This is a genomic window from Bradyrhizobium sp. UFLA05-153, assembly GCF_054185185.1.
In genome coordinates this window covers 14,062-37,500 of record NZ_JBBIAM010000046.1, presented here as the reverse complement: position 1 = coordinate 37,500, position 23,439 = coordinate 14,062, and the positions used below count along the sequence as shown (strand labels likewise).

General features: G+C 63.6%; 18 protein-coding genes, 2 tRNA genes, 2 rRNA genes and 1 riboswitch (1 of these 23 only partly in view). Of the genes, 8 read left to right on the top strand and 14 right to left on the bottom strand.

Features of this window, described 5'->3' with window-relative positions; genetic code table 11:
* From Q2941_RS25630 to Q2941_RS25615, 4 genes are all read right to left on the bottom strand, one after another.
* Nucleotides 1-450: ribosomal RNA gene (locus Q2941_RS25630) — 23S ribosomal RNA — on the bottom strand (it extends 2,424 nt beyond the left edge of the window).
* 415 nt (nt 451-865) lie between these two features.
* Nucleotides 866-941: transfer RNA gene (locus Q2941_RS25625), tRNA-Ala, on the bottom strand.
* 35 nt (nt 942-976) lie between these two features.
* Nucleotides 977-1,053, bottom strand: a tRNA-Ile gene (locus tag Q2941_RS25620).
* A 223-nt stretch (nt 1,054-1,276) separates the two neighbouring features.
* Nucleotides 1,277-2,765 (bottom strand): 16S ribosomal RNA (locus tag Q2941_RS25615).
* Together the 16S and 23S rRNA genes with 2 tRNA genes alongside form the textbook arrangement of a ribosomal RNA operon.
* Nucleotides 2,766-3,769: 1,004 nt before the next feature.
* Between Q2941_RS25615 and Q2941_RS25610 the strand changes: the two genes are divergently transcribed.
* Both Q2941_RS25610 and Q2941_RS25605 read left to right on the top strand, forming a co-directional pair.
* Nucleotides 3,770-5,827, top strand: coding sequence for a M23 family metallopeptidase (locus tag Q2941_RS25610; RefSeq protein ID WP_458194068.1), 2,058 nt, complete (start codon nt 3,770-3,772; stop codon nt 5,825-5,827).
* A 157-nt stretch (nt 5,828-5,984) separates the two neighbouring features.
* Entirely contained in the window at nt 5,985-6,251 is a 267-nt protein-coding gene (locus Q2941_RS25605) for a hypothetical protein (RefSeq protein ID WP_027522172.1), read from the top strand.
* 82 nt (nt 6,252-6,333) lie between these two features.
* Here the strand turns inward: Q2941_RS25605 and clpB are convergent, their stop codons facing one another.
* A complete protein-coding gene (gene clpB / locus Q2941_RS25600) occupies nt 6,334-8,973 on the bottom strand; it encodes an ATP-dependent chaperone ClpB (protein ID WP_458194067.1) in 2,640 nt (879 codons plus the stop codon).
* Nucleotides 8,974-9,229: 256 nt separating this feature from the next.
* Here clpB and Q2941_RS25595 point away from each other — a divergent pair, with 256 nt between their 5' ends.
* Nucleotides 9,230-10,018, top strand: coding sequence for an MOSC domain-containing protein (locus Q2941_RS25595; RefSeq protein WP_027522170.1), 789 nt, complete (start codon nt 9,230-9,232; stop codon nt 10,016-10,018).
* 198 nt (nt 10,019-10,216) lie between these two features.
* Here the strand turns inward: Q2941_RS25595 and Q2941_RS25590 are convergent, their stop codons facing one another.
* Nucleotides 10,217-10,867: a hypothetical protein gene (locus tag Q2941_RS25590; protein ID WP_458194066.1), complete on the bottom strand. Its 651-nt coding sequence runs from the start codon at nt 10,865-10,867 to the stop codon at nt 10,217-10,219.
* A gap of 64 nt (nt 10,868-10,931) precedes the next feature.
* A complete protein-coding gene (locus Q2941_RS25585) occupies nt 10,932-11,576 on the bottom strand; it encodes a TIGR02594 family protein (RefSeq protein WP_458194065.1) in 645 nt (214 codons plus the stop codon).
* Between the two features lie 236 nt (nt 11,577-11,812).
* Between Q2941_RS25585 and Q2941_RS25580 the strand changes: the two genes are divergently transcribed.
* A complete protein-coding gene (locus tag Q2941_RS25580; protein WP_458194064.1) occupies nt 11,813-12,679 on the top strand; it encodes an alpha/beta fold hydrolase in 867 nt (288 codons plus the stop codon).
* A 232-nt stretch (nt 12,680-12,911) separates the two neighbouring features.
* Here Q2941_RS25580 and metW read toward each other — a convergent pair whose 3' ends face one another.
* Nucleotides 12,912-13,574, bottom strand: a complete 663-nt coding sequence (gene metW, locus Q2941_RS25575) for a methionine biosynthesis protein MetW (protein ID WP_027522166.1) — start codon at nt 13,572-13,574, stop codon at nt 12,912-12,914.
* Between the two features lie 2 nt (nt 13,575-13,576).
* A complete protein-coding gene (metX, locus tag Q2941_RS25570) occupies nt 13,577-14,776 on the bottom strand; it encodes a homoserine O-acetyltransferase MetX (protein WP_027522165.1) in 1,200 nt (399 codons plus the stop codon).
* A gap of 89 nt (nt 14,777-14,865) precedes the next feature.
* Nucleotides 14,866-14,945: riboswitch (SAM riboswitch) on the bottom strand.
* A gap of 191 nt (nt 14,946-15,136) precedes the next feature.
* Here metX and Q2941_RS25565 point away from each other — a divergent pair.
* The 3 genes from Q2941_RS25565 to Q2941_RS25555 are packed head-to-tail and all read left to right on the top strand — an operon-like array spanning nt 15,137 to nt 18,054.
* Nucleotides 15,137-15,994 carry a chorismate mutase gene (locus Q2941_RS25565; protein ID WP_027522164.1) on the top strand — a complete coding sequence of 286 codons (858 nt, stop codon included), beginning with the start codon at nt 15,137-15,139 and terminating at the stop codon, nt 15,992-15,994.
* A gap of 30 nt (nt 15,995-16,024) precedes the next feature.
* Nucleotides 16,025-17,122 carry a histidinol-phosphate transaminase gene (hisC, locus tag Q2941_RS25560; RefSeq protein WP_458194063.1) on the top strand — a complete coding sequence of 366 codons (1,098 nt, stop codon included), beginning with the start codon at nt 16,025-16,027 and terminating at the stop codon, nt 17,120-17,122.
* Complete coding sequence (locus Q2941_RS25555; protein WP_027522162.1) at nt 17,119-18,054, top strand: prephenate/arogenate dehydrogenase family protein; 936 nt, start codon at nt 17,119-17,121, stop codon at nt 18,052-18,054. Before hisC ends, Q2941_RS25555 begins: the two co-directional genes overlap by 4 nt.
* Before the next feature lie 144 nt (nt 18,055-18,198).
* On the opposite strand, the gene Q2941_RS25550 is transcribed toward Q2941_RS25555, so the two are convergent.
* Nucleotides 18,199-19,383: a DUF2125 domain-containing protein gene (locus Q2941_RS25550; RefSeq protein WP_458194062.1), complete on the bottom strand. Its 1,185-nt coding sequence runs from the start codon at nt 19,381-19,383 to the stop codon at nt 18,199-18,201.
* Nucleotides 19,384-19,493: 110 nt separating this feature from the next.
* Here Q2941_RS25550 and Q2941_RS25545 point away from each other — a divergent pair, with 110 nt between their 5' ends.
* The gene (locus Q2941_RS25545; protein WP_027522160.1) at nt 19,494-20,105 is read left to right on the top strand and encodes a gamma-glutamylcyclotransferase; all 612 of its coding nucleotides are present in this window, start codon (nt 19,494-19,496) and stop codon (nt 20,103-20,105) included.
* On the opposite strand, the gene Q2941_RS25540 is transcribed toward Q2941_RS25545, so the two are convergent.
* From Q2941_RS25540 to ftsE, 4 genes are all read right to left on the bottom strand, one after another.
* Nucleotides 20,102-20,875 (bottom strand): lysophospholipid acyltransferase family protein, encoded by a 774-nt coding sequence (locus Q2941_RS25540; RefSeq protein WP_027522159.1) that lies wholly within the window; start codon nt 20,873-20,875, stop codon nt 20,102-20,104. The genes Q2941_RS25545 and Q2941_RS25540 overlap by 4 nt on opposite strands.
* 8 nt (nt 20,876-20,883) lie before the next feature.
* The gene (locus Q2941_RS25535; protein ID WP_458194061.1) at nt 20,884-21,588 is read right to left on the bottom strand and encodes a YdcF family protein; all 705 of its coding nucleotides are present in this window, start codon (nt 21,586-21,588) and stop codon (nt 20,884-20,886) included.
* A gap of 77 nt (nt 21,589-21,665) precedes the next feature.
* The gene (locus tag Q2941_RS25530; RefSeq protein ID WP_027522157.1) at nt 21,666-22,634 is read right to left on the bottom strand and encodes a cell division protein FtsX; all 969 of its coding nucleotides are present in this window, start codon (nt 22,632-22,634) and stop codon (nt 21,666-21,668) included.
* On the bottom strand, nt 22,627-23,286 hold the full coding sequence (ftsE, locus tag Q2941_RS25525; protein WP_027522156.1) for a cell division ATP-binding protein FtsE: 660 nt from the start codon (nt 23,284-23,286) through the stop codon (nt 22,627-22,629). The genes Q2941_RS25530 and ftsE overlap by 8 nt, the downstream gene beginning before the upstream one ends.
* Between the last annotated feature and the right edge of the window lie 153 nt (nt 23,287-23,439).

The window sequence follows — 23,439 nt, the reverse complement described above, 5'->3', positions numbered from 1 at the left end:
ACGGGGCTATCACCCTCTGAGGCCCAGCTTTCCTGACTGGTTCCGATTGTCTTTGATGTATCACTGGCCTGGTCCGCGTTCGCTCGCCACTACTAACGGAGTCTCTGTTGATGTCCTTTCCTCCAGGTACTTAGATGTTTCAGTTCCCTGGGTTTGCTTGAAACCTCCTATTTTATTCAGAAGTCTCATACCTTCACTTGATAACCGGAAATCCAAAACCTCTTCGATCGAAATCTAAAGGCCTGGCTTCTCGCATTATCTGGTCGAACCCCACACCGATGTCTTTCGACAAAGGTCTTGGAGTTCCGGCTATCGAAGGTGGGTTTCCCCATTCGGAAATCCGTGGATCAAAGCTTCTTCGCAGCTCCCCACGGCTTATCGCAGCGTAGCACGTCCTTCATCGCCTCTCAGCGCCAAGGCATCCACCGAACACCCTTAAGGCACTTGATTGCTCTCATTATCAATGTCCACACACTCGGCAGAATGTTGTCTGCACGATTGCCAAGAGACCTAAATCTCTAAGGCGCGCACCCTCGATGAATGCTACGTGCAGCCGGACATTGACTAGAAAGACCAGCTTGCTTCGTAAGATCGTTCCGATAGCGAGGCGGTCAAGCTTCGCTAAAAGGATCATTTACAACTCGCAGCCAACCTCACGGTTGAAAGCGAGCGCCGAAATGATCCGGAGATAATGAAGGCCCGCGCAACGATTTGCTGCACGACCCAACTCGGATCGATCTCCTCTTTACGATGTCAGAAATCACGCAACCTCACTGTCCATCCGGACTAGTGGGTGCGAAGTGATGTTTCGCGGACGATTTAGGTGCAAGACCCAGGTACAAGCAGCGCCGGCAATCAAACCATCTGGTGGAGCCAGACGGGATCGAACCGACGACCTCATGCTTGCAAAGCACGCGCTCTCCCAGCTGAGCTATGGCCCCGTAACCAGAAGACGAATGCCTACACTCGATCAAAGTGGTGGGCCTGGGAAGACTTGAACTTCCGACCTCACGCTTATCAAGCGCGCGCTCTAACCAACTGAGCTACAAGCCCCTAACGCATATCCTAACAAGGATTAGGGTCTTGCTCGCGTGCGACCGGCGGCAAGCGCCAATCGTACAGCGCAGCCCCCTGGCGCGTGTTCGTCCGCGAAGAAAGAGAAACGAAGACGGCGAAATCCCGCCAATGGAGCTCAACGATCTGGCGATCTGTTGGCCCCTGATGTTTCTAAAACGGTCCGATAGTGAGCGTGAGCTCTCTGAAGGACCATCCTTAGAAAGGAGGTGATCCAGCCGCAGGTTCCCCTACGGCTACCTTGTTACGACTTCACCCCAGTCGCTGACCCTACCGTGGCCGGCTGCCTCCATTGCTGGTTAGCGCACCGTCTTCAGGTAAAGCCAACTCCCATGGTGTGACGGGCGGTGTGTACAAGGCCCGGGAACGTATTCACCGTGGCGTGCTGATCCACGATTACTAGCGATTCCAACTTCATGGGCTCGAGTTGCAGAGCCCAATCCGAACTGAGACGGCTTTTTGAGATTTGCTAGGACTTGCGTCTTCGCTTCCCATTGTCACCGCCATTGTAGCACGTGTGTAGCCCAGCCCGTAAGGGCCATGAGGACTTGACGTCATCCCCACCTTCCTCGCGGCTTATCACCGGCAGTCTCCTTAGAGTGCTCAACTAAATGGTAGCAACTAAGGACGGGGGTTGCGCTCGTTGCGGGACTTAACCCAACATCTCACGACACGAGCTGACGACAGCCATGCAGCACCTGTGTTCCAGGCTCCGAAGAGAAGGTCACGTCTCTGCGACCGGTCCTGGACATGTCAAGGGCTGGTAAGGTTCTGCGCGTTGCGTCGAATTAAACCACATGCTCCACCGCTTGTGCGGGCCCCCGTCAATTCCTTTGAGTTTTAATCTTGCGACCGTACTCCCCAGGCGGAATGCTTAAAGCGTTAGCTGCGCCACTAGTGAGTAAACCCACTAACGGCTGGCATTCATCGTTTACGGCGTGGACTACCAGGGTATCTAATCCTGTTTGCTCCCCACGCTTTCGTGCCTCAGCGTCAGTATCGGGCCAGTGAGCCGCCTTCGCCACTGGTGTTCTTGCGAATATCTACGAATTTCACCTCTACACTCGCAGTTCCACTCACCTCTCCCGAACTCAAGATCTTCAGTATCAAAGGCAGTTCTGGAGTTGAGCTCCAGGATTTCACCCCTGACTTAAAGACCCGCCTACGCACCCTTTACGCCCAGTGATTCCGAGCAACGCTAGCCCCCTTCGTATTACCGCGGCTGCTGGCACGAAGTTAGCCGGGGCTTATTCTTGCGGTACCGTCATTATCTTCCCGCACAAAAGAGCTTTACAACCCTAGGGCCTTCATCACTCACGCGGCATGGCTGGATCAGGGTTGCCCCCATTGTCCAATATTCCCCACTGCTGCCTCCCGTAGGAGTTTGGGCCGTGTCTCAGTCCCAATGTGGCTGATCATCCTCTCAGACCAGCTACTGATCGTCGCCTTGGTGAGCCGTTACCTCACCAACTAGCTAATCAGACGCGGGCCGATCTTTCGGCGATAAATCTTTCCCCGTAAGGGCTTATCCGGTATTAGCACAAGTTTCCCTGTGTTGTTCCGAACCAAAAGGTACGTTCCCACGCGTTACTCACCCGTCTGCCGCTGATGTATTGCTACACCCGCTCGACTTGCATGTGTTAAGCCTGCCGCCAGCGTTCGCTCTGAGCCAGGATCAAACTCTCAAGTTGGACTTGAACTTTGAACCGGCTGATCACAACGTTTGACGAGGTCCCACCATACTCGCGAAGCGATTCACATCGCTTGCGAACTGACCTCAATGAAGAGGCCATGGTGTTACCTTTGAAACGTGTACCGCCGAAGTCTTTCGTCCGGTCTCGATCAGAAAAGCCGAAGCTTTTCAGAAGCGAGACCCGCAAGGACTCCGCCGTCCACGTTTCTCTTTCTTCATCTTCACTTGTCAAACAGCCCGGGACCGGAGAGGTCCCAACCTTCCTGGGAGGAAGGGTTCCGACACCCTTACCGACGATGAATGACTCCAACCGATTTGTGTCGGCTGTTGCGCACTCAACAAGGTGAGGAGCATCAGTGGCGCGTTCGCTCGCCTTGGTCAGTGACCCGGCGGCGCCGCGCTCAGTGGTCGTGCTTATAGGCCCCTCCCCTCGGCGCTGTCAACGGGTATTGTCAACAAATCGTCGCACGGCCAAAGCCTGTGTGCACTGCGGAAAAAGTGCGGTGATTTCCGAGGCTTACGCGACGGGCGCGTCGGCCTCGGGCGACGCGTTCGGAGAAAATCGGGAAAAAAAGTTTGGCCTGCGAGAGAAAAAATTTGAGTTCCGAAGGGGCTCCAAGGAGCGCTCCCGGCGGGCAGCTCGCGCCCGGCTCAATCGTCAAACTTTTTCAGGATTTGGCGCCGTACTAGAGCCACAATCCCGGGGCGTTCTGGTATGACACAAGCTTGAATCGCTGGGTGCCTGTGGGGGCTGCCGGCGATTTAGACTGGTCAAGGGGAGGCGATCTGAAAGATGCAGCTGCCTTCCCGGGACATTCGAGAGACATCGAGAGACCTTCATCCGCTTCGCTGTTCGTGAGTTCGGCCGGCCTCTCGAGGGCCTTTTGGCTGACGAGCGTCTTCAAGCGGCGTGCCTTTTCCGAAGATCCCCCTTGAAGAGGGCGACGACGGCAAGGCGCGGGAACAGGCTTCGCGCATGTCGGTGATATTGGGGGACTTGGGTTGAACCATAGGGCGCCACGCGGGGGTTATGGGCGTGAGACCGGGATCATCGATCTCGGCCACGAGCCGCCGCTTTCCGTCGATGGTTCCGAAGCTGCCGTCATCGATCGCCGCCGCGTCTCCGTACAGTGGTTCAGCGGCACGATTCTGACCGGACTCTGCGGCGCGGCCTTGATCGGCGGCGCCGTTTTCGCTTCGCTCGACGGCGAGTTGACCTTCGCCAAGGTGCCGGAGCGTGTCGAAGGCGTGCTGCGCGGCGCATTCGGCGCCAATGATCGCGCCGCCACCGTGCACAAGAGCGACCGCCTGCCGCCGCCCAGTGAATCCACGGCCTCGCGCAACGTCGTGCGCGTCTCGACGGTGGCCCGCGTCGGCAACCGCGACGTGATGCGGGTGCGGCCCTTCGTCCGCATCGCCGGCAACCTCTCGATGACGGCGAGCGATCTGTCGGCCAAGATCCCGCCGTTCAATGCCCAGCGCCTTCTGACCGATGTCGGCGCCGACCCGAAGACCGCATCCGACGATCCCAACAATCCCGAGGCGGTCGAGCCCGACGCCGAAGTGTCCTTTGTCACCAAGGACCTGTCGCCGGTGCTGCCCAAAGCCAAGATTTCCGCGGTGGTGGCGCTCGACGACATCCTGATGCGGGTTCGCGATGCCGCCAACTGGCGTGGCAATGGCGGCGTCCGTTATGCCGCGCTCGCCACCGCCGACGTCTCGGGCGCGACCGGCCCGTCCGACATGAAGATGGCCTACGCCACCGAGGCGCCCTCGGCGGACCCCTATGCCGGCTTCGAGACGCGCGTGGTGCCGGAAAACGTCACGCTGCTGCCGAAGACCAAGGAACAGATCACCGGCGGCAATCCCAACGGCGAGCGCGTGCACCTCGTCAAGAAGGGCGACTCGGTCGCCTCCGTGCTGCGCGATCTCGGCGCGACACAAGAGGAAATCAAGGCGATATCCGCGACGCTCGGCCCGCGCGGCCGCGACGGCGGCCTGAAGGAAGGCGAGAAGCTTCGCATCCTGATGGCGCCCGCAAGCGCCGGTGCCCGACTCCAGCCATTCCGCGTCGTCGTCGCCAACGACACCATGGTCGAGGCGATCGCAGCGCTGTCGGATCTCGGCAAATACGTCGCGGTCGACGTCTCAAGCATGAACACCGTCGCCGACGCGGCCGCGAATGCCAACAGCGACGACGATGACGACGACGACGGCACCGGCGTCCGGCTCTACCAGAGCATCTACGAGACCGCGATGCGCAACAAAGTGCCGATGCCGGTCATCGACGACATGATCAAGATCTACTCCTACGATGTCGATTTCCAGCGCAAGGTGCAGCCGGGCGATTCCTTCGACGTCTTCTACGCCGGCGAGGACGAGGGCACGGCGGCGGCCGACAAGAGCGAGGTGCTGTTCGCTTCCCTCACGGTCGGCGGCGAGACCAAGAAATACTACCGCTTCCAGAGCCCCGACGACGGCGTCGTCGACTACTACGACGAGACCGGCAAGAGCGCGAAGAAGTTCCTGGTCCGCAAGCCCGTCAACAGCGCCATCATGCGCTCCGGCTTCGGCGGCCGCCGCCACCCGATCCTCGGCTACGTAAAGATGCACACCGGCGTCGACTGGGCCACCGCCTACGGCACACCAATCTTCGCCGCCGGCAACGGCGTGATCGAGAAGGCCCAGCTCGAAGGCGGCTACGGCAAGTACGTCCGCATCAAGCACAACAACGGCTACGAGACCGCCTACGGCCACATGTCGGCGTTCGCGAAGGGCATGGAGCCCGGCAAGCAGGTGCGGCAAGGCCAGGTGATCGGCTTCGTCGGCTCGACCGGCCAGTCGACCGGACCCCACGTTCACTACGAAATCCTGGTCAACGGCCGCTTCGTCGACCCGATGCGCGTCAAGCTGCCGCGCGGTCGCTCGCTCGAAGGGCCGATCATGGCGGGCTTCGAAAAGGAGCGCGACCGCATCGAGGCGATGATGAGCAACCGCTCGAGCGGCATCGCCCGCATCTCGGATGCGACCGGCGGCCCGCTCCAGGTCACTAACCGCTAAGTCACTAATCGCGAAGTCACCAACCGGTAATTTTTCTTGAGACCCGGCCTTTTCACGGCCGGGTTCCGTCCTACCTCCCCAGTTGTGGAACTGATCGGCGGCGTCTCGATTGACCCGCGCGACCTGTTTGAGCCGTTGAGCCAGAGGAGGACCAACCATGCGGCGCCTCTCACGCGAAGACGTCACCAAGGCCGTCAGCGGGGCTGATGACGTCACCATCGCCCAGATCATCGGAACCGGGGCGACCATCGAAGAACTCGCCGAAGCCCAGGCCTGGCTCGCCAATGACGAGCCCATGATCAACGACCTGCGGCCTCTGGCACAGGGCCGCGTGCGCGAGCTGGTGGATATCCTGTCGGAACTCGAACAGGACGACGACGAGCAAGGCCCGGCCAATCCGGGCGCCGTGTCGGCAGCCAGCTAGCCAGCCGGATCTGACAAAACAAATTCGCCCCGGAGAGGACGACCTCTCCGGGGCGGTTCGTTGTTTGAGGCGACAGGGACGATCAGTTCAACTTCCTCTTCGGCACCGGCGCCTCGAACTGGGCGATCTCGGCCGTCTGCTGCGCCTTGCCGTTGAAGGTCAGCACGTTGCCCTCGGTGGAGATCGCAACAGTGTCGCCGTCCTTCACGTCACCGGCCAGGATCATCTCGGCGAGCGGATCCTGGAGGTAACGCTGGATCACCCGCTTCAGCGGCCGCGCGCCGTAGGCCGGATCCCAGCCCTTGGCAGCGAGCCAGTCGCGGCCTGCGCCATCCAGCGTCAGCGCGATCTTGCGATCGGTGAGCAGCTTCTGCAGTCGGGCGAACTGGATCTCGACGATCCGGCCCATCTCGCTCTTCTGCAGGCGATGGAACAGGATGATCTCGTCGACGCGGTTGAGGAACTCCGGCCTGAAATGCGCCCGAACCGTTCCCATCACGTGCTCACGCACGGCAGAGGTGTCTTCGCCCTCCGGTTGATTCACCAGGAATTCCGAACCGAGGTTCGAGGTCATGATGATCAGCGTGTTGCGGAAATCGACGGTACGGCCCTGGCCGTCGGTGAGGCGGCCATCGTCGAGCACCTGCAACAGGACGTTGAACACATCAGGATGCGCCTTCTCGATCTCGTCGAACAGCACCACCTGGTAAGGCCGGCGCCGCACCGCTTCGGTGAGCGCGCCGCCCTCGTCGTAGCCGACATAGCCCGGAGGCGCGCCGATCAGCCGCGAGACCGAGTGCTTCTCCATGTATTCGGACATGTCGAGGCGGACCATCGCGGTCTCGTCGTTGAACAGATACTCGGCGAGCGCCTTGGTCAGCTCGGTCTTGCCGACGCCGGTGGGGCCTAAGAACATGAACGAGCCGATCGGCCGGTTCGGATCCTGCAAGCCCGCACGCGAGCGGCGAACGGCGGTTGCGACCGCATGCACGGCCTCGCTCTGGCCGACGACACGCTGGCCGAGCGCCTCCTCCATCTTGAGGAGCTTTTCCTTCTCGCCCTCCAGCATCTTGTCGACGGGTACGCCGGTCCAGCGCGAGACCACCTGCGCGATGTGGTTGGCGGTGACCGCCTCCTCCATCATCTCGCCTGAGCCCTCGCGCGCCTCGATATCGGCGAGCTTCTTCTCCAGCTCCGGGATCCGGCCATAGGCCAGCTCGCCGGCGCGCTGGAATTCGCCGCGCCGCTGCGCATTGGCAAGCTCGACGCGCAGGGCATCGAGCTCGGCCTTGAGCTTCTGGGCGTTGGAGAGCTTGTTCTTCTCCGCCCTCCAGCGCGCCGTCAGCGCCGCCGATTTTTCCTCCAGATCGGCGAGCTCCTTCTCCAGCGCCTGGAGGCGACTCTTGGAGCCGATATCGCTTTCCTTCTTCAGCGCTTCCTGCTCGATCTTGAGCCGGATGATCTCGCGATCCAGCGAATCCAGTTCCTCGGGCTTGGAATCGACCTGCATCTTCAGCCGCGCGGCGGCCTCGTCCATGAGGTCGATCGCCTTGTCCGGCAGGAAGCGATCGGTGATGTAGCGGTTGGACAGCGTCGTCGCCGCCACCAGCGCGGAATCGGTGATCCGCACGCCGTGGTGCTGCTCGTACTTGTCCTTCAGCCCGCGCAGGATCGAGATGGTATCCTCGACCGAGGGCTCGCTGACGAAGATCGGCTGGAACCGCCGCGCCAGCGCCGCATCCTTCTCGACGTGCTTCTGGTACTCATCGAGCGTGGTCGCGCCGATGCAGTGCAGCTCGCCGCGGGCAAGCGCCGGCTTGAGCAGGTTGGACGCATCCATCGCGCCGTCGGCCTTGCCGGCGCCAATCAGCGTGTGCATCTCGTCGATGAACAGGATGAAGGTGCCTTCGGTCGCGGTCACCTCCTGGAGCACGCCCTTCAGCCGCTCCTCGAACTCGCCGCGGTATTTTGCGCCGGCAATCAGCGCGCCGAGGTCGAGCGAGAGCAGCTTCTTGTCCTTGAGGCTTTCCGGCACGTCGCCGTTGACGATGCGCAGCGCCAGGCCCTCGACGATGGCGGTCTTGCCGACGCCGGGCTCGCCGATCAGCACGGGATTGTTCTTGGTGCGGCGGGACAGCACCTGGATGGTGCGGCGGATCTCCTCGTCGCGCCCGATCACCGGGTCGAGCTTGCCGTCGCGCGCGGCCTGCGTGAGATCGCGGGCGTATTTCTTCAGCGCGTCATAGGCGTTCTCGGCGGTCGCGCTGTCGGCGGTGCGGCCCTTGCGCAGCGCCTCGATCGCGGCGTTGAGGTTTTGCGGGGTCACGCCGCCCTTGTTGAGGATCGTGCCGGCGTCGCTGCTCTTTTCGAGCGCGAGCCCGAGCAGCAGGCGCTCGACCGTGACGAAGCTGTCGCCGGCCTTTTCGCCGGCCTTTTCGGCAGCATCAAACGTGCGGGCGAGCTCGGGCGCCAGATAGATCTGCCCGGCGCCGCCGCCACTGACCTTCGGCACCTTGTTCAGGGCCTCCTCGGTCGCCTTCAAAATCGCCCGGGAATTGCCGCCGGCACGGTCGATCAGGCCGGCAGCCAGGCCCTCATTGTCGTCGAGGAGGACCTTCAGGAGGTGGAGAGTCGAAAACTGCTGGTGCCCCTCGCGCATCGCGAGCGATTGCGCGGACTGGATGAAGCCCCTGGAGCGTTCGGTGTACTTTTCAATGTTCATTTTGTCTTTCCCTCGGCCTGCCCCCGGAGCCCTCTAAGGCACTCCAGATGGCATCTTCATTGGGTTTCCGCTGGCCACATTGACGTTTCTCAAGCAGCAAGCGGTCGTTAGCAGCCGACGCTGGCGCCGGCCTGACGCAGATGTGGGAACCAAGTCACGGGAACGGAAGAGGCTTCTTCACAAATTCGTGCACGACGAATTTGTGAGCCAAATGCCCCGCTTGGCGCCAGCAGATGGAATCCGTTAACTAGTCGCCATGATGACCAGCCCGACTGCCGCGATCACGGGCCTTTACCGCTATCCGGTCAAAGGCCTCACGCCCGAGCCCCTGTCCCGCGTCGCCTTGCGGGTCGGCCAGACCCTGCCCGCCGACCGCCGCTATGCCATCGAGAACGGCCCGAGCGGCTTCGATCCGGAGGCGCCGCAATGGATGCCCAAGACCCAGTTCCTGATGCTGATGCGCAATGAGCGCCTGGCCGGCCTCAACAGCCGCTTTGAGGACGCGACCAATCTTTTGACCATCCGCAAGGACGGCCAGGTCGTCGCCAGCGGCGACCTGGAAACGGCAAGCGGGCGCGCTGCGATCGAGACCTACTTCACCGGCAATTTCCAGAGCGAGCTGCGCGGGCCGCCAAAAGTGCTGTCCGGCCGCGACCACAACTTTTCGGATGTCGCTAGCAAAGTCGTCTCCATCATCAATCTCGGCAGTGTCCATGCAATCGAGAAGATGCTGGGCGGCGTTGCCGTCCATCCCCTGCGCTTCCGCGGCAACCTCTACGTTCAGGGCTGGCCGGCCTGGTCCGAGCTCGACCTCCTCGGCCACACGCTGGCGATCGGCAATGCGCGGCTGAAGGTGGTCAAGCGCATCAAGCGCTGCGCGGCGACGAATGTCGATCCTGTGACCGCGGAACGCGATCTCGAAATCCCGCCGACGCTGTCGCGCCATCTCGGCCACATGGATTGCGGCATCTATGCCGAGGTCATCGCAGATGGCGAGATCGCCATCGGCGATCGGCTCGCGATGGAAGAGCCGAAGCTGGTGTGAGCTGCCGTACGGTGGGCAAAGGCGCTCTCGCGCCGTGCCCACCATCACTCCACGCAGGCAGAAGTGATGGGCACGTTTCCGCCTTCGCTCTACGAGCTACGGCGGACAAGTGGCTTCGCTCACCCTACAACTACGCTCCACGCAATGACGAACGTTAGTTCTGCTTGCCTCACTTGAAAACTGGTCGCCCGCTACTGATCAGGTCCAGGAAGCGGTGAGGCTCGATATAGTCCGTATTGTCGAGATTTGCCGGCGTAGCGACGTCGCACGATCATGCAACGGTTCGATCGCCTCGGCACCGGCACTGGTATAGCCGATCGGCAGGCAATAACCGTCGCCGTAGTGCATCTCGGCCTTGCCGCCGACCTCCGCCCAGATGTCCCGGCCGTAGAAGAAATAGGTCCGCAGGTTTCCCATCACCACCAACGCGGAGTCATCGAAGGCGTTCAGGATCAACGAGTCGGCTTCGAGATTGCCGTCAATGAACGTCCCCTTGGCAAAGCCCGTCGAGAACACCGTGCAGGCGACATTGCCGAGCACGACGAACAGCCCGCCTTCATCAAACGCGCCTGCGTTCCCCAGATCGACCAGGCCGTCGACGGTCAGATCGCCCATCACCAGCGTGTTGAAGGCCGGCACGTCGACGAAGTCGGATGCTGCGAGCGGCCCGCGAAGCACGGCACAATCATCCCGCGCAGGTGGGTCGGACCCCAGATCGTAACGGGCAAGCTCCCGCCGAAACCTTGCCGATCCATCGTTCGCCAGAAGCTCGTCGAAGACGGCCCGCGTCACTTTCTCGAACACCATGTACACCCCGTGATCCGCAGGGCGGACGGAGGTAACCGCCAAGCCCGCGCCTCCTTAGGGTCGCGCGAGCTCGACGGCAGGTTCGAAAATGTGCCGGGACGATCGATCAGTTCGGCATCACATAGGCATAGATCCGGCCGCGCGAGATCGGTGCCTCGCGGACGCGATTGCCGTTATTGCCGGAGATCATGATCGGATTGCCCTTGGCGTCGATGCCGGTGATGATGCCGACATGGCCGCCGCGGCCGCGCGACATTACCGCAATCGCGCCGACCTGCGGACCGGAGACACGCGTTCCGTAATGCGCGAACGAGCTCGCCATGTCGGAGCCGGAGCCCTTATGGCCGGTGTGCTCGAGCACCATGTTCATGAAGCGCGCGCACCACAGACTGCCGCGGCCGGTCGGATTGCCGCCGAGATAGCGGCGCGCCTCGGAGACGAGGCCCGAGCCACCGCCGAAGTCGCCCGCCATGCCGCTGGTGTTGGCGCTCGGGTCATAGCTGGCCTGGGTGTTGGCGAAGCCGCTCGCCTCCAACTGCGCGGCGCCGCGCTCGAAGCGCGATGAGCGCGCGTGGCGATAGTGATGATACCTGCCGGCATGGTGCGCGGCGTGATGCACGTAAGCGTGCCGCTCTGCGCTGTGACGATGAGACCGTGCCGATGCTGGAGAGATAGATGCGGCGAACGCCGCGGAGAAGAGAGCCAGCGCGATGACGTGACGCAGCCGGCCGAACGCAAACAACTCAAACATTCTTCATCCTTCGTTGACACCCCCAATTCCCATCGGCCCGTGCGGTGGCCGACATCCGCGCGTCGTATGAAAGTCCAGATGTGGCAAGAGCAAGGCACAATGCGGCATTGCAGAAATTCGCTTCAGGGAATTTCCGCGATGACCCTGTGTCGATGCTGGTCTGATGCTGCCGCATTGCTGCCCACAGCATTAACTGCGATGCTTAACGCGACGGCCCAGAAAGAGGGAAACGGTTAATGCCCCACGCCACGACCAGGGATGATGTCCGCATCTATTTCGAGGAAGCGGGCCACGGCACGCCGATCATCTTCCTGCACGAGTTCGCGGCCGACTACTCCAATTGGGAGCCGCAGATGCGCTACTTCTCGCGCGGCCACCGCTGCATCACCTATTCCGCGCGCGGCTATGCGCCGTTGGACGTGCCGGCATCGGCCGAGGTCTACACCTACAAGCACTTTTACACCGATGCACTCGCGGTGCTCGACCATCTCTCGATCGATCGCGCACATCTCGTCGGCCTCTCGATGGGCGCATATTCCTCGCTGCAGATCGGCCTCAACGCGCCGGGGCGCGCGCTGTCGATGACGCTCGCGGGCGTCGGCTCCGGTTCGGAGCTCGACAATCTCGAAGCCTGGCGCAAGCAGTGCCGCGCCAATGCCGAGCAATTCGAGACACTCGGCTCTCTCGAGGTCGCCAAGGCCACGCGCGAGGCGCCGAGCCGGATTCCGTTTCTGGTGAAGGATCCGCGCGGCCACGCTGATTTCTATGCCGCGCTGGCACGGCACGATTCCAGAGGCTCGGCCAACACCATGCGCGGCTTCCAGGGCGGCCGCCCCTCGATCTACATGATGACGGAAGCGATCGGGCGCGTGGCGACGCCGGCGCTGATCATCTGCGGCGACGAGGATGACCCCTGCGTCGGGCCGAGCCTGTTCCTGAAGAAGCATCTGCTGGCCGCAGGGCTCGCGATGTTTCCGAAGTCAGGCCATGTCCTCAATCTCGAGGAGCCCGCGCTGTTCAACGAAACGGTGGAGCGGTTCGTCACGCTGGTGGAAGCGGGGCGCTGGCCGGTGCGCGATCCGAGGTCAGTGGCTGCGAATTAGCGAAGGCATCATCCTATATTCCGTCATTGCGAGAGCAGCGAAGCAATCCAGAATCCCTCCGCGGAAAGACTCTGGATTGCTTCGCTGCGCTCGCAATGACGAGGTGTAAGCATCAGCCCCTCATCCTGAGGAGCGCGGAACGCGCGTCTCGAAGGATGAAGGCCCCGCCAGTGGCCTCGCCCTTCGAGACGCGCGCCAAGAGCGCGCTCCTCAGGGTGAGGGTCAGCTGATTTTACTTCCCACCGCCGCGGCTCAGCAGAAACACGCCCTGTTCGCCGAACAGATTCCACACCCACCACGGCAATCTGAGCCGCAACGGGCGCCCGTAGAGATCGAGCGCTTCCGCGCGCTCCATCTTCACGCCGATCTCGTCGCAGAGCTGGACGAAATCCTTGATGGTGCAGAAATGGATGTTGGCGGTGTCGTACCAGGTCGCGGGCAGATTCTCCGTGCGCGGCATGTGGCCGCCGATCAGGAGCTGCAGGCGCATCTTCCAGTAACCGAAGTTCGGGAACGACACGATCGCGCGGTGGCCGATGCGCAGGAGATTTTCCAGCACCACCCTCGGCTGCCGCGTCGCCTGGAGCGTCTGCGATAGGATGACGTAGTCGAAGGCGTCGTCGGGATAGTTGACGAGGTCGGTGTCGGCGTCGCCCTGCACCACCGCGAGCCCCTTGGCGACGCAGCGGTTGACGCCCTCGCGCGACAGCTCGATGCCGCGGCCGTCGATGCCGCGGTTTTCCAGGAGCTGCAGCAGGTCGCCGTCGCCACAGCCGACGTCGAGCACCTTCGAGCCGCGCCTGACCATCTCCGCAACCAGCAGATGATCGGCGCGGTAGTGACCTTCCTGTTCAGCCGCAAGGCCGTCGAGCGGCAGCACTTCTTGCACAGACATCGTCAGCTGCCCTTGCCGTTGAGGCCGCGCGCCTTGCCCGCCGATTGTAGGAACGCACGGGAGATATCGAAGAATTCGGGGACGTCGAGCAGGAAGGCGTCGTGGCCGCGATCGGTCTCGATCTCGGCGAACGACACCCGCGCGCTCGACGCGTTGAGCGCGTGCACCAGCGCGCGCGATTCCGAGGTCGGGAACAGCCAGTCGCTGGTGAAGGACACCACGCAGAAGCGCGTCTTGACGCCGGCAAACGCCTTCGCCAGCACGCCGTCATGGTCGCCGGCGATGTCGAAATAGTCCATCGCCCGTGTCAGATAGAGATAGCTGTTGGCATCGAAACGCTCGACGAAGGACGAGCCCTGATAGCGCAGATAGCTCTCGACCTGGAAATCCGCATCGAACGAGAACGTCGGCAGCTCGCGGTCCTGCATGCGCCGGCCGAACTTGCGGTGTAGCGCCGCATCCGAGAGGTAGGTGATGTGCGCAGCCATCCGTGCCACCGCGAGCCCGCGATGCGGATGGATGCCGTGATCGGCATAGCGGCCATTGTGCCAGTCGGGATCGGCCATCACGGCCTGGCGGCCGAGCTCGTGGAAGGCGATGTTCTGCGCGGAGTGCCGCGTCGAGCAGGCGATCGCGAGCGCGGAGAACACGCGCTCAGGATAGGCCGCGGTCCATTGCAGCACCTGCATGCCGCCCATCGAGCCGCCGACCACCGCAAACAGCGTCTCGATGCCGAGGCGATCGATCAGCATCGCCTGCGCGCGCACCATGTCGGGGATGGTGATGATCGGAAAATCCAGGCCCCACACCTTGCCCGTCGCCGGATTGAGCGAGGCAGGTCCCGTCGACCCCATGCAGCCGCCGATGACGTTGGCGCAGATGATGAAGTAGCGTTGAGGATCAAGAGGACGGCCGGGCCCGACCAGGGTCTCCCACCATCCGGGCTTGCCGGTGACGGGGTGCACATTTGCGACATGCTGGTCGCCGGTCAGCGCATGGCAGATCAGCACGGCGTTGGAGCGCTCGGCGTTGAGCTCGCCATAGGTCTGGTAGGCGATCTGGAACGGGCTGAGGTCGATCCCGCAATCGAGCGACAACGGCTGGTCCGCGCCGAAATGCGCAACCTGCGAGCTCGGATGATCCGCCTCGTGCGAGCGCTCCTCGGCGATCGCTGGGCTCGGTACCGTCGTGACGCCAACCATCTGACATCGACCTCGTTGGCGACGGCCCTCAAGCCGCCGCTGACATCAGGCCATGAAAAACCCGGCCTGAACGATAGGTTCGGCCGGGATCGGATGCGTCCCCGGCCTGTTTAGCGAGTTTTTTAACGTGGCTGCAAGCCGGCCGGCTCAAATGACCACGGAACAGGCAAAAACTAGTTGCTGGCGCGCTATTCGTCAAGCCGAGGCGCCGATTAACCAAATGAGGCCCTGCCATGTCAGGCGAAATGGCCGCCATTTCTCTTTGCTTTCGGCGTCCATCCTGCCTAATCAAGACCCATAGCGTCGGCGGATCCGGCTCAGCCGATCCGCCCTTCACGAGCCCCTGACAGACCGACAGATATGTCCCAGCGTCCGCCCGCGCCACCATCGCTCCAGGAATTGCGCAAGGAGATCGATGCGATCGACGAGGAAGTGCATCGCCTGCTGATGCAGCGCGGCGACATCATCGATCGCCTGATCCAGGCGAAGCAGACGCAGGAGGTCGGCTCGGCCTTCCGGCCGGCGCGCGAGGCCAGCATGATGCGCCGCCTCGTCGAGCGCCATCGCGGCATCCTGCCGCTCGACACGATCGAGAGCATCTGGCGCGTCATCATCTCGACCTTCACTTATGTGCAGGCGCCGTTCTCGGTGCATGCCGACGTCTCGGTCGGCGAGTCCGCGATGCGAGATTCGGCGCGATTCCATTTCGGCTTCACCACGCCCTATGTGCCGCATTTCAGCGCTCAGGCCGCCGTCGAGGCGTTGGCGAAATCGAAGGGTGATTTGGCTCTGGTCTCGGCGATCTCGAGCCGCACGCCATGGTGGAGCGAGCTCGAGGCCGAGGGCGCGCCGAAAATCATCGCGCGGCTGCCCTTCCTCGAGCGCGCCGACCATCCGGCCGCGCTGCCCGTCTTCGTGATCTCGCGGGTCGCCGACGATGCCATGGTCACGGAGGTCCAGACGTGGAGCGTGCGCGTGTCCGGCTGGAACGCCGACACGGCGAGGGCGCTGGCGCCGCTCGCCGACATCGTCGCGGTGCCCGATACCGCCTTCGACGGCGCTGCGCTGCTGGTGTCGGAGACTGGCATCGGCTTCGAGAAGATCAAAATGGCCCTGATCCGGGCCGGTGCCTCGGTCCGCTCGTCGGCTCTCGTCGGCGGCCACGCAACGCGCTATACGGTGCCCCCGACCGGGACGGCCAGATCTGACGTGGCCTGAGGCCGCCCCGCATCCTTTCCGGAGTAGACGATGTCCCGCCCCGTGCCGAATCCCGGCATTCTCGATATTGCGCCCTATACGCCCGGCAGGAGCCCGGTGCCGGAGCCGGGCCGCAAGGTGTTCAAGCTGTCGGCGAACGAGACGCCGTTCGGGCCCTCGCCCAAGGCGATCGAGGCGTTCACGCATGTGGCGACGCATCTGGAGGACTATCCGGAAGGCACCTCGCGCGTGCTGCGCGAAGCGATCGGCCGCATCTATGGCCTCGATCCCGACCGCATCATCTGCGGCGCCGGCTCGGACGAGATCCTCAATCTGCTCGCCCACACCTATCTCAGCCGGGGCGATGAAGCGATCTCCACCACCCACGGCTTCCTGGTCTACCCGATCGCGACCATGGCGAACGGTGCCAGGAACATCGTGGCGGCGGAGGCGAACTTCACCGCCGACGTCGACGCCATCCTGAAAGCGGTGACGCCGCGCACCAAGCTCGTCTGGCTCGCCAACCCCAACAATCCGACCGGCACCTATCTGCCGTTCGACGAGGTCAAGCGCCTGCGGGCCGGCCTGCCGTCGCACGTGCTGCTCGTGCTCGACGCCGCCTATTGCGACTACGTGTCTCGCAACGACTACGAGATGGGGATCGAGCTGGTCGCGACCACCGAGAACACGGTCGTGACGCACACCTTCTCCAAGATCCACGGCCTCGCCGCGCTGCGCGTCGGCTGGATGTTCGGTCCTGCGCACATCATCGATGCGGTGAACCGCATCCGCGGTCCGTTCAACGTCTCGACGCCGGCGATGTATGCCGCGGTCGCCGCGATCGAGGACACCGCGCATCAGCAGATGTCGAAGCAATTCACCGAGACCTGGCGCAACTGGCTGACCGAGGAGATCGGCAAGCTCGGGCTGAAGGTCACGCCGAGCGTAGCCAACTTCGTACTGATCCATTTCCCGGCCGAGAAGGGCAGGACCTCGGATGAAGCCGACGCCTTCCTGACCAAACGGGGACTGGTGCTGCGCGCACTGAAGAACTACGGCCTGCCCCATTCACTGCGCATGACGATCGGCACCGAGGAAGCCAATCGCCTCGTGGTCGAAGGCCTGCGCGACTTCATGGGGGGCAAATGAGCGTCGCCCCGCACTTCCAGCGCGTCGCACTGATCGGCTTCGGCCTGATCGGCGGCTCGATCGCGCGAGCCGCGAAGCTCCAGGGCCTTGCCAATGAGATCGTCACCACGGCGCGCTCGGAGGGGACGCGGGCGCGCGTCGCCGAGCTCGGCATCGTCGATCACGTGGTCGCAACCAATATCGAGGCAGTGAAGGACGCCGACCTCGTCATCCTCTGCATTCCCGTCGGCGCCTGCGGCCCCGTGGCGCAGGAGATCGCTGCGCATCTGAAGCCGGGCGCGATCATCTCCGACGTCGGCTCGGTCAAGGGCGCGATCGTCAGGGACATGGCGCCGCACCTCCCGCAGGGCATTCATTTTGTCCCCGCGCATCCTGTCGCGGGCACCGAGCATTCGGGCCCGGATTCCGGCTTCGCCGAGTTGTTCATCAATCGCTGGTGCATCCTCACGCCACCCGAGGGCGTCGACGCAGCCGCCGTCGATCGATTGCGCGCGTTCTGGGCCGCGCTCGGCGCCAAGGTCGAGATCATGACACCAGATCATCACGATCTCGTGCTCGCGATCACCAGCCATCTGCCCCATCTGATCGCCTACACCATCGTCGGCACCGCCGACGAGCTGCAACAGGTGACGGAGTCCGAGGTGATCAAGTTCTCCGCCGGCGGCTTTCGCGACTTCACGCGCATCGCGGCGTCCGATCCGACGATGTGGCGCGACGTCTTCCTCGCCAACAAGGAGGCCGTGCTGGAGATGCTCGGCACCTTCAACGAGGACCTCGCAAAACTCACGCGCGCGATCCGTCGCGGTGACGGCGAGGCATTGTTCGACCACTTCACCCGCACCCGCGCCATCCGCCGCGGCATCGTCGAGATCGGCCAGGATTCGGCGGCGCCGGATTTCGGCCGTCCGCATCCGCCGCTGACGAAGCAGTAGGTCACAAATCTCTCCTCCGTCATTGCGAGGAGCGAAGCGACGAGGCAATCCAGACTACCTCCGCGGAGGCTTTCTGGATTGCTTCGCGGAGCCTGTCATCGGGCCGCGCTACGCGCGGACCCGGTGGCTCGCAATGACGGGAAATCAATACAGCGGCGGGAGCTGCGCGACCTTCAGCGCGCCGAGCATCACGGCGCCATCGGCGAAGCGAAGCGGGAAGCTGCGCGCCTTCTTGCCTTCCAGCATGCTTTCGGTGCCGAGCGCGTTGATGCCTGCGGCAACGCCGACATTGGCGTTCTGCTTCACGACCTTGCCGAGGCCGGGGATGGCGCGGTCGAGCGCGCCGAAGAGGTTGTTGAGGTCCTGCGACTTCACGCCCGGCGCGACGCGGTCAAGGGTTGCCTGCGGCACGCCCTCTTCCAGCATTTTGTCGATGCCAAGTGCGGGGATCACGCGCTCGAGGCCCGTCACCGTCATCTGCAATTCACCGTCGAGGCGGCCGTTGGCCGAGATGCCGAGCGTGCCGGCCGCGACCGCGATCAACTCGCCCTGCTGAATACGCGACTGTACGATCTCGATATGGCCGCCGGCGGCCTGCAGCTCGCGGAAACGCTGCGGCCACGGCTTTGGCGCAAAATCTTTCAGCCCCGTGATCTTCGAACGCACGTCCGCTTCGAACGGCTCGGCGAGCAGCGGATGCACCCCCTGGATGCTGCCTTGCGCGATCTGGAGCACGGTTTCGATGATGGGATTGTCGCGCGAGGATCCCTCGGCGAGACGTCCGTGCAGCTCCACCTGCCTGGCCTTGGCAACCGGTACCTGCACCGAGCCGTCGACGCGATTGATGGCGGGATCGTCGAACACGATCGAGGCGTGATCCGGCACGGCCGGCAGGCCCACCACGCTGCTGCGGCCCTTGCTCCAGTTCACCACGAAGGACGTCTGCGTAACGCCGTCGGTCAGCGTCGCCGGTGCGGTGAATTCGGCGATCACGAGCTTGGGATCATAGACCTGGGCAACGACCAGGATGTTGTCGAGCTTGGCCGTGAACGGCGTCTTGCTCGCGGTCTGCGAGACCAGCGAGACGCTGGCACCGGAACATTGCACCTCGAAGCGGAACGGGAAGCCGGCGATCGAGCGCTTGGCGCAATCATAGATACGGCCTGACTTGGCCTCCTGGGCGCGCCACGCGTCGGCAGCCACTTCGGCCTGGGAAGCGGCATAGAACCAGAAGCCGCTCCAGGCGACGGCGAGAATCAAGAGGAGGACGGGCGCGATGAAAAGGCCCCAGCGGGGGCGCCGCCTGGCGGCAACGGTCATATCGGACATGCGGCGACCCTTTGACCCCAGATGATGGCAAATGTAAGCGAGGTTAGCTTGCTGCAAAAGGTGGAGAATTCGCTTCGCCTGGATGGCGGGGTCCGGTAGCGGTGCCAAACATGTCCGAAAATACCCTCCCCTCCGTCACGACGACCACCGGCGACCTCTGGGTGTTCGGCTATGGCTCGCTGATGTGGCGCCCGGGCTTCGAATTCGAGGAACGCGTGCCCGCGCGCCTGGTCGGCGAGCATCGCGCGCTCTGCGTCTATTCCTTCGTCCATCGCGGCACGCCGGAGAAGCCGGGCCTCGTGCTCGGGCTCGACCGCGGCGGCGCCTGCCGCGGCATCGCCTTCCGCGTCGCTGCGAAGAGCCGTGCCGATGTGGTCGCTTACTTGCGCGAGCGCGAGCAGGTTACCTCGGTCTATCGCGAGGTCATGCGCTCGGTGTGGCTGGAGAATGACGCGCGGCAGCGTGTCAGTGCGCTCGCCTACGTTGTCGATCGCGGCCATGTGCAATATGCGGGACGCCTGTCGCTTGCCCAGCAGCACCGCCACGTGCTGCAGGGTCACGGCCAATCCGGCGCCAATCGCGACTACGTCACCGCGACGGTGAAGGCGATCGAAGCCGAAGGTTTTCGCGATACGCAGCTGCATCAGCTTGCGACTCTCCTGCACAACGATGCGCATTCCCTGCATGATCCGGCTCCCACCAACGAGCGCGACGAGCGCTAGCTGCGAGAAGGCACGTAGCTCGGCGCACTGCCGATGAGCTGCTCCTGCTCCTTCCGTCCGGCTTCGACGATGCGCGCCGTGGCCTCCTCGATCGCGCCGCGCACGCGCGCGATGTACTCGTCCTTCGGCAGGCCCGGCGGCAGCGGATCCAGGAATTCCACCACCAGCGTGCCGGGATAGCGCATGAAGGTGCGGCGCGGCCAGAACAGCCCGGAGTTGAGCGCGATCGGCAGGCACGGCACGCCGCAGGCCGAATAGATCTGGGCAAAGCCCGTCTTGTAGTCCGGCGGCGCGCCGGGCGCGCGGCGGGTGCCTTCCGGGAAGATCACGAGCTGGCGGCCGGAGCGCACCGCATCGCGCGCCCGCCGCGTCATGTCCAGGAGCGCCTTGACGCCGGCGCTGCGATCGATCGCGATCATGCCGGTCTTGCCCAGGAACTGACCGAACACCGGAATGTGCATGAGCTGGCGCTTGAGGATGAAGATCGGCCGGTCGAAGAAGTGCAGCAGCCCGAACGTCTCCCAGAACGACTGGTGCTTTGACGCGATCACCAGCGGCCCCGCCGGGATCTTCTCCACGCCCCTGAATTCCACCTTGATGTTGCAGATCACCCGCATCAGAAACAGCGTCGAGTTCGCCCACCATTCGGCGACCGTCAGCATCGCGCGCGGCGACATCAGGAAGGTCGGCAGCGCGATGATCGCCCAGAACACCAGGACGGCGTAGAACAGCACGTTGAAAACGAGCGAACGCAGGAAGAGCAAGAACATCAACGATCCTAATTGGCCTGTGCGGTGGCGGGCCGTTTCGGCTGCACGCCAGGAGGCTGCTCCGACACTTCAGGCGAAACGTCAATCCCGAAATCCTCGAGCCGCACGCGCAGCTCGGCGGCGATGTATTTGACATATTCCGACAACAGCAGCCGCAGCGTCGAGGACGAGGTCCACCACGGCTCATCGCGCCACTTGTCGCCGACCACCGCAAACGGGATCAGCGCGATCTCCGGCATCGCGTGCGAGAATTCCACCAGCGCGCGCGGCATGTGATAGTTCGAGGTCACCACGATCAACGACTTGAACCCACGCTCATGCGCCCAGCGCCGCGTCTCAGCGGCATTGCCGCGGGTCGAGACCGCATAGCGATCGAGATCGACGCAGCAGCGCATGTAGGTTTGGCTCTCCGGCAGGGTCCGCGAGATATCGCTGACCGTAGAGGTCGGGTGCACGCCCGAGATCAGGAGCCTCCGGCCGTAGCCCGCAGCGAGCAGCTCCATCGCATCCGACACCCGCGACGATCCGCCGGTCAGGACCACGATGCCGTCCGCCTTGCGGTCCGGCGCCAGCTCGGCGCCGCGCATCTGGGACAGGAACGCGACGAAACCCGCCGCGGCGCCGACGAAGGCGATCGCGAGCGCCGACACGACGGTCGCGCGCAGCCAGCCGCGCGGCAACTTCGGCGATCGATCGTCGGTCGGCGAGGTCATATGATGTGGCAGTCCCTTCCCCTGGCAATTTTAGAACGTTTTTGGATGAAGTGGAGTCCGGTTTGACGCGCCGCGCCCTATTCGACATCGTTCAGCGTCGCGAACAGCGTCTGGCGCGACGCCACCGCCGTGATCGCGCCGATCAGGACCGCCTGCACCGCGAGCACGACGTAACCCGACGGCCGCAATGAGAAGGTGCCGAGCAGGGCGGCAAATTGGTCGCCGACCGGCGTGCCGGAGAACCAGCCGGCGATCGACTCGGAGAAGCCGAACACCAGCATGGCGATGCCGCCGCCGATCACGCCACCTTCGAGGCCGAGGCGGAGGAAATGCCGCAGGAAGCGGTTGGCGATGTAGCGGTCGCCGGCGCCGACGAAATGCAGGACCTCGACGATCGGGCGGTTGGCGGCCATCGCCCCGCGCGTTGCGAACGACACCGAGATGATGGTCGCGACGATGACGAGCGCGAGGATGCCGAGGCCGGCGAGCACGGTGGCATTGGTCATCGAGCGCATGCGCTCGATCCAGGCGCGGTGATCGTCGACGCTCGCGCTTGGAGCGATCTGCGCCACGCGGCTGCGCAAGGCGGCGAGATCGAGCGTTGTGCCCGGCTGCACGCGGGCGATGATCATGCGCGGCACCGGAAGGTCGTCCATCGATAGGCCGGTGCCGAGCCAGGGCTCGAGCAGCTTGCCGGATTCGTCCTTGCTGAACGGCTTGACCTCGACGATGCCAGCCTGCGCGCGCATCGCTTCCGTCACGGCAGTGGTGTCACGCTCGATGTCGCGCCCGGCCTGGGGGCGGACCTGGATGGTGATTTCGCTCGCGACATTTGACTGCCATTCGGCCGCCGACGCGCTCACCAAGAGCACCATGCCCGTGGTCATCGAGGCAAGGAAGGTCATGATCGCGACGACCGCAACCAGCGCGCGGCCATGGATCGAGGCGCGCGGCACGATCGGCGACATGTTGCGCGCTTTCGGCGGGACCTGCGGACGCTCCTGTCCGAGGTCGACGAAGACGCCGCGCTCGTCGGTCCTATTCATAGACGTGCAACCGTCCCTGGTGCAGCACGAGCCGGCGCGCCTCGTACTGGTCCATCAACCCGATATCGTGGGTCGCGATGATGACGGCGGTACCGGACTTGTTCAATTCGATGAAGAGCCGCAGCAGGCGCCGACCAAGCGTCGGATCGACGCTGCCGGTCGGCTCGTCCGCGAGCAGGAGCTGCGGCCGCGAGATCACCGCGCGCGCGATCGCCGCGCGCTGCTTCTCGCCGCCCGACAGGATCGGCGGCAGCGCGTCCATGCGCTCGCCGAGACCGACCCAGCGGAGCAGATCGATGACCTCCTTGCGGTAGCTGGATTCGCTGCGGCCCATCACGCGGAACGGCAGCGCGACGTTCTCATAGGTCGTCATGTGGTCGAGCAGGCGAAAATCCTGCAGCACGATGCCGATGCGCTTGCGCAAGTCGGCGATCTCGTCTTTGCCGAGCAGCGAGATGTCGTGGCCGAACAGGTTGACGAGGCCGCGGGTCGGCCGCAGCGACAGGAACAAGAGGCGCAGCAGCGAGGTCTTGCCGGCGCCGGAGGGCCCGGTGAGGAACTGGAAGGAGTGCGCCGGGATCTGGAAGCTCAGGTCGCGCAGAATCTCCGGCCCCAGACCGTAACGCAATCCGACATTTTCGAACCGAACCAAGGCTCAGCTCCGTTCGAGGTGGGGCGCGGCGCACGCCGCCAAACTCTGCCGCATGCGATGAAAGCCTTGTGCGGCCGTTATGGTTTCCGATTCGTTAACAGTCGCCTTGTAGCATTGAAAGAGCCCGGTTCCGCTACGGCTGGGCCATCGCCG

Coding starts and splice junctions, on each gene's coding strand:
- Q2941_RS25580 (WP_458194064.1), top strand. CDS start 11,813: ATGCCCCACGCCACGACCAGGGATGATGTCCGCATCTATTTCGAGGAA.
- Q2941_RS25550 (WP_458194062.1), bottom strand. CDS start 19,383: ATGTCCGATATGACCGTTGCCGCCAGGCGGCGCCCCCGCTGGGGCCTT.
- Q2941_RS25545 (WP_027522160.1), top strand. CDS start 19,494: ATGTCCGAAAATACCCTCCCCTCCGTCACGACGACCACCGGCGACCTC.
- Q2941_RS25565 (WP_027522164.1), top strand. CDS start 15,137: ATGTCCCAGCGTCCGCCCGCGCCACCATCGCTCCAGGAATTGCGCAAG.
- Q2941_RS25595 (WP_027522170.1), top strand. CDS start 9,230: ATGATGACCAGCCCGACTGCCGCGATCACGGGCCTTTACCGCTATCCG.
- metX (WP_027522165.1), bottom strand. CDS start 14,776: ATGGTTGGCGTCACGACGGTACCGAGCCCAGCGATCGCCGAGGAGCGC.
- Q2941_RS25535 (WP_458194061.1), bottom strand. CDS start 21,588: ATGACCTCGCCGACCGACGATCGATCGCCGAAGTTGCCGCGCGGCTGG.
- Q2941_RS25540 (WP_027522159.1), bottom strand. CDS start 20,875: ATGTTCTTGCTCTTCCTGCGTTCGCTCGTTTTCAACGTGCTGTTCTAC.
- hisC (WP_458194063.1), top strand. CDS start 16,025: ATGTCCCGCCCCGTGCCGAATCCCGGCATTCTCGATATTGCGCCCTAT.
- Q2941_RS25585 (WP_458194065.1), bottom strand. CDS start 11,576: ATGTTTGAGTTGTTTGCGTTCGGCCGGCTGCGTCACGTCATCGCGCTG.
- metW (WP_027522166.1), bottom strand. CDS start 13,574: ATGTCTGTGCAAGAAGTGCTGCCGCTCGACGGCCTTGCGGCTGAACAG.
- clpB (WP_458194067.1), bottom strand. CDS start 8,973: ATGAACATTGAAAAGTACACCGAACGCTCCAGGGGCTTCATCCAGTCC.
- Q2941_RS25530 (WP_027522157.1), bottom strand. CDS start 22,634: ATGAATAGGACCGACGAGCGCGGCGTCTTCGTCGACCTCGGACAGGAG.
- Q2941_RS25605 (WP_027522172.1), top strand. CDS start 5,985: ATGCGGCGCCTCTCACGCGAAGACGTCACCAAGGCCGTCAGCGGGGCT.
- Q2941_RS25555 (WP_027522162.1), top strand. CDS start 17,119: ATGAGCGTCGCCCCGCACTTCCAGCGCGTCGCACTGATCGGCTTCGGC.